11 protein-coding genes are annotated in these 13,978 nt (G+C 63.8%); 2 read left to right on the forward strand and 9 right to left on the reverse strand.

Features of this window, described 5'->3' with window-relative positions:
• Positions 1–13: 13 nt before the first annotated feature.
• The 3 genes from H563_RS17085 to H563_RS0111290 all read right to left on the reverse strand — a co-directional run bounded on the left by H563_RS17085 (position 14) and on the right by H563_RS0111290 (position 4,080).
• Entirely contained in the window at positions 14–1,366 is a 1,353-nt protein-coding gene (locus H563_RS17085; RefSeq protein ID WP_027479097.1) for an ISL3 family transposase, read from the reverse strand.
• Positions 1,367–1,563: 197 nt separating this feature from the next.
• Positions 1,564–2,082 carry a hypothetical protein gene (locus H563_RS0111285; protein WP_022882713.1) on the reverse strand — a complete coding sequence of 173 codons (519 nt, stop codon included), beginning with the start codon at positions 2,080–2,082 and terminating at the stop codon, positions 1,564–1,566.
• Positions 2,083–2,250: 168 nt separating this feature from the next.
• Positions 2,251–4,080 (reverse strand): DUF4012 domain-containing protein, encoded by a 1,830-nt coding sequence (locus H563_RS0111290; protein ID WP_027479371.1) that lies wholly within the window; start codon positions 4,078–4,080, stop codon positions 2,251–2,253.
• 200 nt (positions 4,081–4,280) lie between these two features.
• Between H563_RS0111290 and H563_RS17955 the strand changes: the two genes are divergently transcribed.
• Positions 4,281–5,549, forward strand: a complete 1,269-nt coding sequence (locus H563_RS17955) for a hypothetical protein (protein ID WP_155865196.1) — start codon at positions 4,281–4,283, stop codon at positions 5,547–5,549.
• Between the two features lie 269 nt (positions 5,550–5,818).
• Positions 5,819–6,691 (forward strand): glycosyltransferase family 4 protein, encoded by an 873-nt coding sequence (locus H563_RS18450; RefSeq protein ID WP_407635321.1) that lies wholly within the window; start codon positions 5,819–5,821, stop codon positions 6,689–6,691.
• 149 nt (positions 6,692–6,840) lie between these two features.
• On the opposite strand, the gene H563_RS17960 is transcribed toward H563_RS18450, so the two are convergent.
• From H563_RS17960 to H563_RS16335, 6 genes are all read right to left on the reverse strand, one after another.
• Complete coding sequence (locus H563_RS17960) at positions 6,841–7,881, reverse strand: hypothetical protein (protein WP_155865198.1); 1,041 nt, start codon at positions 7,879–7,881, stop codon at positions 6,841–6,843.
• A 653-nt stretch (positions 7,882–8,534) separates the two neighbouring features.
• The gene (locus H563_RS17965) at positions 8,535–9,611 is read right to left on the reverse strand and encodes a glycosyltransferase family protein (RefSeq protein ID WP_162138946.1); all 1,077 of its coding nucleotides are present in this window, start codon (positions 9,609–9,611) and stop codon (positions 8,535–8,537) included.
• A complete protein-coding gene (locus H563_RS17715; RefSeq protein ID WP_162138947.1) occupies positions 9,608–10,402 on the reverse strand; it encodes a glycosyltransferase family 4 protein in 795 nt (264 codons plus the stop codon). The genes H563_RS17965 and H563_RS17715 overlap by 4 nt, the downstream gene beginning before the upstream one ends.
• A 157-nt stretch (positions 10,403–10,559) precedes the next feature.
• Positions 10,560–11,699, reverse strand: a complete 1,140-nt coding sequence (locus H563_RS16330; RefSeq protein ID WP_033210627.1) for a glycosyltransferase — start codon at positions 11,697–11,699, stop codon at positions 10,560–10,562.
• Positions 11,699–13,201 (reverse strand): sugar transferase, encoded by a 1,503-nt coding sequence (locus tag H563_RS0111300; protein ID WP_022882716.1) that lies wholly within the window; start codon positions 13,199–13,201, stop codon positions 11,699–11,701. The genes H563_RS16330 and H563_RS0111300 overlap by 1 nt, the downstream gene beginning before the upstream one ends.
• 134 nt (positions 13,202–13,335) lie before the next feature.
• A complete protein-coding gene (locus tag H563_RS16335) occupies positions 13,336–13,977 on the reverse strand; it encodes an arsenate reductase/protein-tyrosine-phosphatase family protein (RefSeq protein ID WP_051142738.1) in 642 nt (213 codons plus the stop codon).
• Position 13,978: the final 1 nt, after the last annotated feature.

Raw genomic sequence — 13,978 nt, forward strand, 5'->3', positions numbered from 1 at the left:
GGCTCTTCGGACTTCAGGTGGGGGTGGTGGGGTCGAGGCCGCCGGCGATGAGGAGCATTCTGAGTCGGTAGTTGTCGTAGTTGCGGAAGCCGCGGGCGACGCGGCGGGCGAGTTCGATGAGTCCGTTCACGGCCTCGGTGCCGCCGTTGGATGAGCGACCTGTGGTCCAGTAGGCCAGGAACGCGTCCCGCCAGCGGGTGAGGGTCTTGCCGAGGCGGGCGATCTCGGGGATCGGGCAGGACGGGAACGAGTCGAGCACCTGCTCGGCGATCTTCTTGCCCTCGGCGAGGTCAGCGCGGCGGTAAGCGTCGCGGAGCTTCTGGGCGCATTCGTAGGCGACCTCGACCTCGACGTGCTCCTCCCGCCCGGCGAACGCGTCGGCGAGGCGCTGAGTCTGTCGGTCGGTGAGGTTCTCGCGTCCGGCGCGGAGGGTGTTGCGGATCCCGTAGAGCGGGTCGCCCCTGCGGCCACGGTGGCCGAGGGTGTCCTGCTGGACGCGGCGACGGACCTCATCCACGGCCTGGGTGCCGAGCTTGACGACATGGAAAGCGTCGAGCACGGCGACCGCGTCGTCGAGCTCATCATCGAGGGCCTTCTTGTATCCGGCGAACGGGTCCAGCGTCGCGATCTGCACCTGGTCGCGGAACTGCTCGCCGCGTTCCTGCAGCCAGTCGGCGTAGGCCTTCGCGGAACGACCGGGCACGAGGTCCAGCAGCCTGGCGCGGACGCGTCCGCTGGCGTCACGGGTCAGATCGACCATCCCGGTCAGTTCCTTCGGACCCCGCCCGCCGTCTTCGACCGGCTTGGTCGAGACGTGGTGCCAGAGGTGCTCATCGACGCCAAGGGTGGTGACACCAGTGAAGCGGGACTCGTCCGCTGCGCGGCGCTCCAGCACCGGCTTGACGTGCCGCCACACCGTTTTCCAGGACACCCCGAGCTGCCGGGCGATGCCTTGCACCGAGGCGTTCTCCCGCCGCATCTGAGCGACCGCCCACGAGAGGGCCCGGGCCGTGAGCTGCGCCCGCGAAGCAGCAACGGCAGTGTCCTGCTCGGTGAACGACTTCTGTGCGCACGCATCATCGACGCAACGCCACCGGCGCTTGCGCCATCGCACCCGCACCGGCCCTGCGCCCATCGGCGCGTCGATCAACACGAGCGTCTTACGGCCCCTGGACTCGGCGACCTGCCCGCATCGCGGGCACCCCACCGACCCCGGCGGTGACTCGACATCGATGACGAGCACCCCATCGCCGCGGCGCTGCGCAGCGATGACGTGAAGCCCGCCGAGACCGACGAGCACATCACAACGATCACAGTAGACAACAGAAGATGGGCACGCGGCGGCGCACCCCGTAGCATCGGGCACGGGTCGAGGACTCCCGGGGAAGGGTTGCTTGGTCGCTACCGATCCTCGGGCCCTCGACCCGCCTCACACCACTACGCCACGGCCCGGCACAACCCCCAGCCCCCACCCGAAGTCCGAAGAGCCAGTAAACGCCCCTGCATACCCGGAAATACTGCCCCGCATTCGGGGTACAACGGGCGGCGCGGAGAAAGGCCTGGTCAGCGGGTGCGGCGCCGGCGCACGGTACTCGTCACGACGGCCGCGATACCGAGTACGACGATGATTCCGGCGACCCAGACGATCCACCATTGGATGGTCGAGCCGGTGCTCGCGAGGGCCGTTCCGGCGATGGTGATGTAGCCCGAGGCGCTGGCGCCGCCGGGAGTGCTGATCGAGAGGTTGTACACGCCCGAGGCATCCGATGGGAACACGAGCGTGAAGTGCAGGGTGCCCGACGACGAGGTCTGACCGAGGTCGAGCGTGGTGGCCGCGGCGGCGAAGGCGCCGACCGTGGGCAGCGAGCCGGTGCCGGAGATGATGCCGCTGGCCTCTTCGTTCGGGTCGAGCCCGGTGACGGTGAAGTCGTTCGACCCGGGCGAGGCTGTGAAGGCGAAGGTGCCGGTGGTCGCGGGCGGATACGTCGTGGCGGCGTTCGCAGCCGCGGGGGCTGCGACGAGCAGGCCGGCCGCGAGCAGGAAGGCGACGGCCGCCTTGCGCAGCACAGACTTGCGCAGCACAGAAAGGCGCAAGACAGACGCAGGCAATACGGATGCACGCACCCCAGGCCCAAGCAACCCAGCCGTGCGCAACCGAGAAGTGTTCACGCGATCCCCCGCACCGATTCGGGCCCTGCGGCCCATTCGGGCCATCCGGCCCACCCGACCGATCCGATCGATCTGGTCACCTTACTGTAAGGCATCGTTGCAGCTGACCGTCAGGGTCCCCGTTTTGGGCGTGTGCACCTGCGGGGTGATCACGGCCTGCATCGCGGCCCTCGCCTTGGAGTCGGAGGTGAAGGCGAGCTTCATCGTCGAACTCTTCCCGGGCTTCAGGTCGACGCCCCACTGTGCGGCGGTGTATCCGTCGTCGACGACGCTCTTGACCCCGCTGTTCTTGCCGTCCTTGTGCACGGCGGCGACGGTGAAGCCGGGCGGGGCGTACACGGTGGCGATGGTGCGCGCGGTGCCCGGGGGCACGCCGTAGGCTCCGCCGCCGGTCACGTACTCGGGAAGCGAAGTGGCGGCATCCGTTGGCGCGGTGTTGGTGATGGTGACGGTCAGCACGTAGACGGGGCCGGTGCGCGTGCAGGCGGGCGAGACGCCGACCTCGACCTTGCTGGTGAGGTAGTAGTCCATCTTCGAGCCGGTGCCGTCGGCGAGGTAGACGCCGAAGCTCTTCACCGAGTCGGTCTGCGCGGGCAGCCCGCCTGCGAGCGTGGTCTCGGCGAGCGACTTCTCCTCGGAGGCGTGCGAGCTCCACACGTTGAGCCGCCGCTCCGAGCCGATGCGCACGAACTGCTCGAGCATCGTCGTGGGGTCGTACGACCCGGCGGTGAGCTTGGCGAACACGGCTGCCGAGGCGGCCTGGAAGAACAAATCCTGCTGAGTCGGGTCGGGGTACTTCGCGTAGACGTCGCTGAGCAGCGTCTTCACCGTGTTGTCGGCGGTCAGCTGCGTCTGCGCCGGCGTGCCGGCCGCGACCGTCACCGGCCCGGTGGCCTTGAGCAGGTAGCTGAGCGCGACGGGGTCGAGCGAGATCACGCCGTCGACGCTCTGCCCGAAGCGCTGCTTCCACATCGCCACGGCGAGCTTCGCCGACTGGTCGAAGTGCGGCGTCAGCGTGACGTCTTGCATGTAGGTGCCGGTGATCTTGCCGTAGAGCTGCTGCGTCGCCTTGTCGAGGGTGGCGGCAGGCTTCGCCAGCTCGCCGAAGCTGCTGCCGGCGACCTGGTTGTCGAGGGTGATCTTGCCGTCGCTCACCGTCACGTGCGCGACGGAGCCGGGGATGCCGCCGGTGGCGCGCAGCTCTGCGTTGTTGAGGAACAGCAGCAGGTAAGTGCGGGTGCCGCTGTGCCCGAGCATGCTCGGCAGCAGCGCGGTCGCCCGGTCGGCCGCGTCGGTGAAGCCGGCGATCTGGGTCAGCTTGCTGCGGTAGTCGGCGATGGGAGAGGCGAGCGGGCCGACGAGCTGCGAGGTGTCGATTTTTTCAACGGATGCCGCAGCAGCGGTGACCGCGCGATCGGCGGCCACCACGGAGGGGCGCGCTTTCACGAGAGGCGCGAGCGGCAGAGCGCCGTTCACGGGCTTGAACGAGTCGGGGGTGAGGGCGTGCGCGGCCTTCACGAGTGGAGGCAGTGCGTCGTCGGCGATCCGGGCGGCGCTGGCGCTGACGTCTCCGACGGCGGAGAGGTTGGGGCCGAGGCCAGGGATGCGCTCGGCAAGCCACCACACCGGGTCGGAGGTCAGGCTGTGCGCGCGGTCGGCGTGCTTCGCCAGCGCGCTCGCCTGCTGCTGCGCGGCGGAGTCGTCACCCTTCAGCAGCGCGTCCTGGATGCGGTTCGCGACCGGCAGCGCCTGCTTCAGCTCATTGGCGGCGAGCGCCCCGCGCACGCCCACCCAGACCGCGGCGGCGACGAGCACCAGCAGCACCACGCCGCCGATGATCCAGCCGACTCTGCTGCGCCGCTTGGGCCGTCGGGAACGGCGGGGCGCGTCGGCTGCGAGGTCGGTCGACATGTGGCCCATCTAATCAGAGCGAACATTCGCGATGAGCTCAGCGCGAGAAGGCGAACGGCCGGTGGCTCCTGCCTCAATCGAGACGTGAGCCCGGAAGGGCGGCCTAGCCCTTTCGGTTACGTCCTGTACCGTTGTCCGCGATCGTCCGCGCCCCTCGCTCGAAGACAAGAGCCCGCAAACCAAGAGGTTAGGAACTTGACATGATCTCTGGCGCCCGCCGGATCCTGGTGCGCCTCGTGGGGTTCTTCGCGATCCCTGCCCTCACGGTGTTGAGTCCGATCCTCGTTTTACCAGCTATCACCGGCATCCTCGGCCCGACAGCTTGGGCGTCAGTTGCGGTAAGCCAGTCACTAGGCAGTGCAGCCGGAGTCGTCGTCGAACTCGGCTGGGGACTCAACGGGCCCCAGAGAGTCGCGCGGGCACGAACAAGCGACGCGCGGGCGCGAATTTACTGCTTGGCCCTTTCGACAATGGGCATCACGGCGGCAGTCATCTCGGTGCCACTGTGTGTGGCGGTAAATGCGCTTGTACATGGAATTGGCGCCAACGGGTACCTGATCGCGATTGCAACCGCCCTGGGGCCGATGGGGCCTATTTGGTACTTCGTCGGCTCAGGACAGCCCCGCTTGATTTTGCTGCTCGACACCATTCCAACCCTCTGTTTCACACTGGCGGCGGCAGCGTGCATTGGGCTTTTCCACCTCCCCCTAATCACATACTCACTCGGGCTGCTACTCGCGGCGGTAGTGCCGATATGGTTGGCGTGGAGCGCCGTGGGCGGCAGTCTGACTTATCTTCGGCGGATGACTGCAAGGCGATTAGCAAGAGTTCTATTCGCACAGGCAACAGCGCTACAGGCCCGCGTGGCGAGCGCAATTTACATTGCGCTTCCAATCACACTCGTTGGAGCCGCCATGCCGTCGGCCGTCGTAGAGTTCTCCGCCGCCGAACGCGTTGAAAGGCTATATCTCACCTTTCTACAGGCCTTCCCTAACGCCATGCAGTCGTGGGTCGGCGGCGCGCCTCCTGACAGGCGTCGCCATCGCGTATTGGTAGGCGTTCTCGGAAACGCGGCATTTGGGCTCGTTGCGGGAACAGTCCTCATCTTGATGGGTCCGCTCGTAATACGCATTCTATTTGCCGATGCAATCCATGTTTCAATGATTGTGTTGATCGCGTCAGGCACCGTCGTTGCCATTACGTGCACCTCTCGTGCTACGGGCGGTCTTGGCCTAGTGGCTTACAGGAGTGTTGGCACCCTCAGAAGTAGCGCCATTGCCGGCGCGATCATCGGCTTGCCTGCGATCGCAATCGGTGCGCGCCTGCTTGGTGTTCTGGGTGGCATGCTCGGCGAGATTGTGGCGGAGGCGACGGTGCTTATGATGCAGTTGCTGTCACTAGCCCGAATTGCGCGAGGTCGGTCTGGGAAACCGCAAGAGATCGTGCCGTCCGCGCTGACTGGCGAGTAACTACCCATCGTTGAGGGAATTGTGCCGCCAGCTAAGTCGAACTGCATTCACTGGGTTCGCCCACCCGAGCAGGATATTGACGAATGAGAATCACCCTCCTGACCCCGCACTTCGCCTCAAATTCGCTCGGCCGCACATACTGCCTTTGGCTGCTCGCGAAGTCGCTCGGGTGGTCAACGAGCATCGTCTCTACGGATCGTCGCCCGATCTGGAAGCCGCTGGCGGGGTCGGCATTCGCCGAAGAGTGCTCTGTCATCGACGCCCACGACATGCACCGAGTCGCGGACGCCTCGGACCTAATTGTGTCCGTGAAGCCGGTACCAGAGTCGACGGGTCTAGCCCTCCGCGCGGTTGGCTCAACTGGCACGCCGCTCCTTCTCGACATCGACGATCCCGACTTGGAAGCGGCCCTCGGGTGGCGCTGGACCCCACGTCGCATCGGTAAAGAGGTGCTAAAGCCAAGGCTGTTGCACGAGCTTCGGACTATTCGTAATGCCGCCCGCCGGCTCCCCGTGATTGCGAGTAACCCTTATCTTGCGGCACCTTATGGCGCCCGAGTTATCCCGCACGTCCGACATGATCCAGGCGCTGGCTCCCCACACACAAGGACGGCGCCTGTGATCGCGTTCGTTGGAACAATAAATCCCCATAAAGGGATAGACGTACTCCGCAAAGCCTTCGCAATGCTCGACCTGACCGACAGAACCACTCTGATTGTCACTGACGCTGCGCCCCCGGACGCGGCACAGGGAGAGCGCTGGATAGGACCTACCAGCCTCGAGGAGGGAGTTGCGTTAGCCGGCAGAAGCGATATCGTACCGATCCCCAGCTTACCTCTGCCGTATTCGGCAGGTCAGTTGCCAGTCAAACTGATCGACGCCATGATGTTGGGCCGCGCGGTCGTTGCTAGCCGAATCCCGCCGCTCGAGTGGGCGCTAGGAGAGAGCGGCTATCTAGTTGCACCTGGAGACGTAGATGAGTTGGCCGCGGCTCTCAATGCGTTACGAGACCCTGTAATGCGTGATTCTCTCGGCCAATTGGCTCGTGAGCGCGCCCTTCACCGCTTTACTGTAGACGCGCAAGCGGGTAATTTCGAGAACGCATGCCGATCTGCCTTGGCTTGGGGCACTTCACGCCGTTGAAAATTCAATCGCTGACTTCGCTCTCGGCACTCATTACTTAGCGCGGGCACGTGCCGTTCTGAGCCGCAAATACAAGACAAATGCCGAGCAAGGTCGTCGGCGAAGTCGACTTAGTCGCCGCTGTGAGATCGATAGGTGTGTAGGCCCCGTTAGCGGGTTTGATCCGTTGGCAGGGTTGTGACACTTCGGCGACTCCTGACCCGCTTTGGTTCCGCCAATCCCTCGCTCCTTGATCGCGCCCATAAACTCGACACGAACCACGCGCAGAGAACGGACAGCAAAAGGAACCAAAAGATCCCCTGACGAAAGAGCTCGATTCGCCACGTTTCTGCGATTGCATACACGACTACCGCTCCACCCGAAGCTACGACCGACTGGTAGCGGCTGAACACGCCACACACAAGGCCCGCAAAGAATAGGATCAGGAGAACGAACACCAGCCCCCACCAGCCGACACTGCCGAAAACATCGGCGAAGGCTGAATTCGTCGTCAAGTTGCTCGCTACGTCAACGTGGATGCGATATACAGGTGCAGGCAGTGCGCTGTCTGGGATCAACATGGTTGGGAGCACCCGTTCTAGCCCCAAGATGGGGTCAGTAGGGACCAAGAGTGTTCGACTCGAGATGCCCTGGGCCACCCCGACAGTCGCTTGCGCCGGTGCCCCGAGATACGCAGCAATCTGATAAAAGTTCATTTGCAATGGATTGGTTACGCCTCGATCGCCGTACCAGAGCGCATTACGCGAGTAGTTGGTAACGGTAAGCACCGCAAACGCGCCTGCGGCGGCGACGACCAACCACAGCCGACGAATCCGACGCGAAGCGGGGGCGTGAGCCAACATAAATATTGTGGCTACCACCACCATAAGCACGATAATTCGACCCGAAATCAACGCACTGACTGCCGCAAGCGCGCCGTTCAATAGCACTGCGCGGAACGAGCCCTCGCGTCGTAGCCAGCGCCAGATCGAGACAGGGGCCGATATTCCCGGCGTGTACTTGAGGCTAAGTATTCCCGCTGTACCTTCCCCGATGACGCTACTTCGGACATCGTTGCCATGCCCGGTCTGAAGCTGCGAGAGAACGCTAGGATCGCGCCCGATAATCACCAGAACCGCGCCGATTCCGATGACCGAGAGCAGCGTCAGCGTTGCCGCAAATGCCGCGCCGAAGCGAGGCTCTCGGGTCAATGCGAGACTCTCCGGTTCTGGGTTGCGTAACCGGCCGATACTGTAACCGAAAGACACCAGCGAGGTCGCAAGAGCGTAAAACACCACAATCAAAGTCCAGGCGGTTATGTCCCCATGTGCCCGCTGCGCGAAACCCCGTAGATCCTCAGATGTTCCAGGAACCGCCCACACAGAGAAACTTAGGATGACGGGCCCAACTAGATAAGTTGCGGGATGCCTCAACAAGGAAACGATACGCGCTCCAGGGCCAACTCTCGCTGGGGCCTGAGAAGCCGTGTCATGGCGCCCACTTCTATCCTCAACTGTCAAGGCGTGACCTCTGGGTTCGGGAGTACAAGGTTGACGATGCCGCCTCCGGCGCGTGACTTGGCGTCCAACATCCTCGGGGGTACAGAAAGGACGACCGATCGGCAGCCCTTGGCCGTTGAGCCATGAAATTCAAGGCCGGGCCGCCGGCCTGATCGGAGGCCGCCCAACCGCGCTTTCTCCGGCGCTAGTGTTCGGACCTCGCCAGCCGGCACAAAAGTCGCGGTCCGCTTAATTCCTCCGTTGACTACCGCTGGCCCTTCCAGTCGCAATCTTGCATCCCCCTCCCCGGCATCATGACTTCTTCGGTTTGGCCCGACTGCCGCTGAGATTGGAACCTGCATGGTCTAGCCGCTCCCGGTTCCGTGTGATGCAAAGTCAGAGACGTGAGCCATGAGGAGTTCGGCTTTCCTATGCCATCCTTCGGCCTCTGCCGCGGTTCGCCCAGCCACGTTGGGTATTGGTGAAGCGAGCGCCCGGTCGAATGCCGATAGCATTTGCGAGTGGTCTGCATATAGATGGACCCCGGGGGCCGAACGACGCTCTAGCACGGGAGTCGAGGTCCCGACGACACTGAGTCCAGACGCCAAGTACTCATAAAACTTCATCGGGCTACGGCCCAAATTTACAGCGTCGCGAGTGAATGGCAAGAGACCCACTTTTGCCCGCGCGAGCACGCGCGGCACTTCTGCGTATGGAAGCGCTCCTTGTATGCGCACGTTAGCGGGAAGACGAGGGGCACGGTCAATCGGCCCATAGAGATCGATCTGTACGCCCGGCCGAGACTCAGCCATCAGTTGGACAGCGGCCCAGTCAAACCTCTCATCCAATGCGCCGACATATATCGCTCCGTCTCTGGGATGTCGGTAAATATCCAGATCAAAAGCGGAGAGCTCGACGCCGTTCTCCACGATGGCGCTCGGGATGCCCTTCGGCAGTTGAAGAGCGCGCAACACGTACTCCGAAGTTGCGACAACCCCGTCCACGTTCTTGAGCAACTTCCCCTGTCGCGCCTTTCGGACACCGGACTTGTACACATCGGTCGGCCGATACACAAGCCTCCCCGGCGACGAGGAGGAGACAGCGGGCGCAAGCAACGGTTCGTCTAGCAGCACGAGGTCTGCCGCGGCCCCACCCACGGAGTCAATGGCGGCGCGCACGCGGTCCGCCTGCGCTGCAATGCGAAGCGGAAATGGCACGACTGCAACGACGTGCAGAACGCCGCGCTTGTCGCGCACGGGTCCAGATTTGGCGAGCCATAATCGGTTTTGCGGCGCACGGCCAAGTTTGAGTTGCGGCCAGGAAAGCGGGGTCGAAAAGTGAATAACCTCATGGCCGGCTAGAGCGAACTCTCGTGCCAGGTGGTGGCTGCCGACTTTGAACGAGCCGAAGTCAGCTGTGTGACTCAGCATCAAGATCTTCAAGAGACTCCTGCCAATACTCGGCGGACATTGGCCGCGACCCTGGGCCAGCTGTACTCGCTGGCGCACGAAAGAAGACGGTTCACGTCGGCAGGATCTAGTAGGCGGTCCATGGCGTTTGCCCATTCTTCCGGCGACTGCGCATCACCCACCGCTGGACCTTCATCTGCGACGATTTCAGCAAGCGATGCACACCCATGCCAATACGCGACGCGTTTGCCACAGCGCATCGCCTCAACGGCCGGGAGGCCAAAGCCCTCGAGCAATGATGGGAAGAGCACCGCTATGGAGCCTCGGTAAATAGACGCCAGTTCCGGATCCGACACCCTGGAAGTCACTCGGACGCGACCATCCAGTCCGGCTTCTGCGACGCGTCGCTTCGCTTCGTCACTGTCGCTTGAGACGACTGCGAGTCGGTACGCGGGTCGAAGCGAAAGCGCCCGAAGCAGAACGTCGAAGTTCTTGTGCGCCTTGATCGCTCCGACATATAGAAAGTGATCGCGCACTGCCGGGGAGGACGGACCGTCGGGCGAGAACACCTCGGAGCAACCGTTCCCTACGTTCTCCACGGCGACGGCCGGATCAGCGAGCCATTCAACGATCGCGTCCCGGGAGGTTTCAGACACCGTCATGACAACCGCCGCTCTCCGAATGGCTGGTCGAGCCACCCGGTCGTAGTAGGCGCGCTTTGCCGCACCCGAACCCGTCGGGTGCTGAAGGTGAATCAGGTCGTGAATGGTAACGATTTGCCGAGCTCGGCTCAGTCCAGCGTTATAGCCGGGCGAATAGACCACGTCTTTACTCGAGAGTCTGCGGCGCTCTCGCAAGACAACATCCATAGGGGAAACCGGAGAGCCATCACGTGCGAGTGGCTCCCAACCTGGCTTCAGTCGTGGAATCACTTCATCGGCATATCGTTGGATTCCGCCGACGCCACCACGCCATCGCGTGTCAACGAACAACATTTGGGCTCTCACGACCTGCCGACCCGACTGATACCCAGCTAGCGACCCGCGATCTGAAGGTTGCTTCGTCGAAGATGTCTGCTGCTCGATTCGGAACAAAATCCATGTTCACCGAAAGCGCGGCTTCGATTCCCGCGCTCAGCTCTGAAGCGCCGAGGTGCTCGACCACTACTCCGCCGCCGAGCGCGAACACGCTCTCCTTCGCGCCGCCTTGTCGCTGAACCACCACTGGTGTGCCTAGAGCCATCGCTTCGACGGGCATTATGCCGAAGTCCTCCACTGCCAGAAACATGTAGACGGTCGCCTCTTGATAGAGGGCGAAAAGCATGCTGTCACTCGGACGGATAACGAAGAACACCGGCACCGAAGCTTCGCGAGCGCGTGCCTCCAGTTCGGCTCGCTGGGGCCCATCGCCGGCGAGAACCACTGGAAGACCCGCGGCCTCCCCTGCCTCGATTACGGCGTCAAGTCGCTTGTACGGAACGAAGCGAGATGCCCCGAGAACAAATGAGCCGGGTAGCTCGGAGAATTGGTCCTGCTCTGCGTCGGACAGACGATCGGCCCACCGACCTGTTGCCTGCAACTCCCCTACTCGCACCGGCGGATAGATCACCTCAGCGTCTCGGTCCCACGCCGAACGAATTCGCTCACGTACGAACTCGCTGTTCGCCGCGTACCTTGCATCCTGACGAGCCGCGCGGCGATCTACCGTCTTCAGCAGCGGCGCGAGCGCGCGGGCGGTCAGACCGCTCCCACGGTCGTCCAGGTCCGGTGTCCAGACATACCGGGCAGGGGTGTGGACATACACGAAGCGCGGAATGCCCGAGTGGTTCTTCCAGTCGGCATGGTGGGCAAAGGCGTGTGAACTAATGAGAACGAAGTCCGCATCGCCAAATCGCATTGATGACCAAGTGAGCGGCATGAAGGGTAATGCCAGGGCCTTGCTCTTTCGCATGGGTGTGCGCGCCAACCAGGACTCGCGCAAGTCGCGCGAACCGAACCGCTCGCCGGAATCATTCCAGAGCGACACGAGCGAGGCGTCCGGGAATGCTCGCAGCATCGACTCGACGACGTTTTCGGAACCGCCATGGCGCGCCAGCCATTCGTGAACGATGACGCCCGCCATCAGATTGCGCCGTCTCCGGGCATGAGCACGGCCCGCGCTGTTCTCCACAAGATGACGAGGTCCCCGACAAGTGACCAATTCTCAACGTAGTAGAGATCGAGACGGATGGCCTCCTCCCAGCTCAGGTTCGAACGGCCGCTCACCTGCCACAAACCGGTCATTCCCGGCAACACGTTGAGTCGGCGCCATGCTGCGTCGTCGTACAGCTCGACCTCGCCCTGCCTCTGCGGGCGGGGGCCGACCAAGCTCATATCGCCCCGGATGACGTTAAACAGTTGCGGGAGCTCATCTATCGAGTATTTGCGGATGAATCGCCCGATCGGCGTGATGCGCGGGTCGTTCCTCACCTTGAACAATGGCTTGTCTCCCGCGCCCTCTGCCTTGAGCAGTTCCGGCAACTGTGCATCTGCGTCGACGACCATCGAGCGGAATTTGAGCATGTGGATCGGTCGGCCATCGCGCCCAACCCGCTCCTGCCGATAGAAGACTGGGCCGGGGCTCGTGGTCTTGATGGCGATTGCGACCGCCGCGAAGAGCGGAGACAGCAGGATGATCAGTAGCGCCGAACCGACGACATCGAACACGCGCTTTGTCACCCGCTCCGGCCCCTCGTAGCGCGGGGTCTCGACATGCATCAGGGGAAGCCCCGCGACGGGGCGCGTGTGGATGCGGGGACCGCCGATATCGGTCAGACCCGGGTCGACGACGAGGTGGCGGCGGCCCTCTTCGAGCGTCCAACTGATTCGACGCACTCGTTCGGGAGTGAGTTCAGGCGAACCCGTGATCACAACGGTGTCGGCACCGCTTTCGTCCATCGCACTGGCAACGTCGTCGAGGCTTCCGACGAGTTGCAGCGACGCGCCGTCGGCCAAAGTCAGCGTTCCCGACCGGCCAGGAACGATCGCTCCCACGAAGACGTATCCCGCGTCGGGATGGTTGCGCAGGGCGGCGGCGATGCGCGATACGGACGACTCTGAGCCGACGAGCAGACACCGCGACGCGTATTTTCCCGACATCCGCTGCACGGCGAGCCACTGCCGCCACATCCATCGCGAGGCGAAGAGCACGAGCACGCCGAGCGGCAGGGCGAGCAGGATGTAGCCGCGAGCCAGGTCGAGCTTGAACAGGAACGCGACGATGGCGATGAGGCCGAAAACATGCCAGCTCGCGCTGAAGACGAGTCGGTATTCCTGGGCCCCCACGCCGATCACTCGATCTGCTCGCGTTCCGTAGAAGCTGAGCGCGGCCAGCCACAGGATGCAGATACTCGCGGAAATGACCGTGTAGTTGATGGCGTCGAGACCGAACACCTCCCCCACCGTATGACTGGAAGTACTCGCGGCGCGGTCGAACCCAAGCCACACGAGTTGGGTACCGAAAACTACCCACACGATCGCCAGGGCGTCGGTGATCATCAGGCGAAAGGCGTAGGCCTTTCGCCAGTCCGCCTCGTTGCGTGTCGGCGCAATGTGTTTGACGCCGATGGCGGTGTTCTCAGCCATGGCTCGTTCCGGTGGGGTCCGATTCGGGTTGGAGGCGGATGTGCACGCGCTCCTGATGGCCAGCGTAGTTTCGGAATCTAGACGCCGGGGCAAGAATGACGATCTTGACCCGAATTGGGGACTCGTCGTCCGCGTCACCGCCGGAACGAGAATGAGAGCTTTGGACCATCGTGGTTCTCGATTTCCGGGGCGGCTTCAGGAACGTGCACGGCAGTGTTGCCGAGCGCGTCGACGATGATCTCGACGGCGCCGGCGATCTGCTCGCCGACCCGGTCGTAAACGTCTTGGGGCAGGCCGATCGGGTCTTCCACGTCGTCGAGCTGCGGATCCGCGGGGGCGAGGGTGCCGCGCGATTCGGCGGCTCGGGCGACGAGTTCGGATGGCGTGAGCGCCCGACTCTCGTCCGTCGGGATCGCCTCGCAGAGCCGCGCGAACTCCGTCAGCGTGAACGCACGCCGGATCGCGCGCGGGTCGAGCTCGACCGCGGCCGACCGGTGCTCTCGCGTGAGGGCGAGGATCAGGTCGGCGCCGATGACGGCCGGCTCGCTCAGCCGCGAGGCGCCGTGCGCGCGCGCATCCGTCTCATCGATGCCGTAGCGGGACGCGACCGCGACCATCTCGTCGGTCATGCGCTGACCGGGGCGCGCGATCGTGCCGGCGCTCGCCACCGCGAAGTCGGGGCGCGCGGCCAGCCCGCGGGTCAAGAGCAGCTCCACCAGCGGCGACCGGCACACGTTGCCCGAGCACACCGCGAGGATGCGGAATGGCTCGGTCATG

This window comes from Gryllotalpicola ginsengisoli DSM 22003 (assembly GCF_000419445.1).
GTDB lineage: Bacteria > Actinomycetota > Actinomycetes > Actinomycetales > Microbacteriaceae > Gryllotalpicola > Gryllotalpicola ginsengisoli.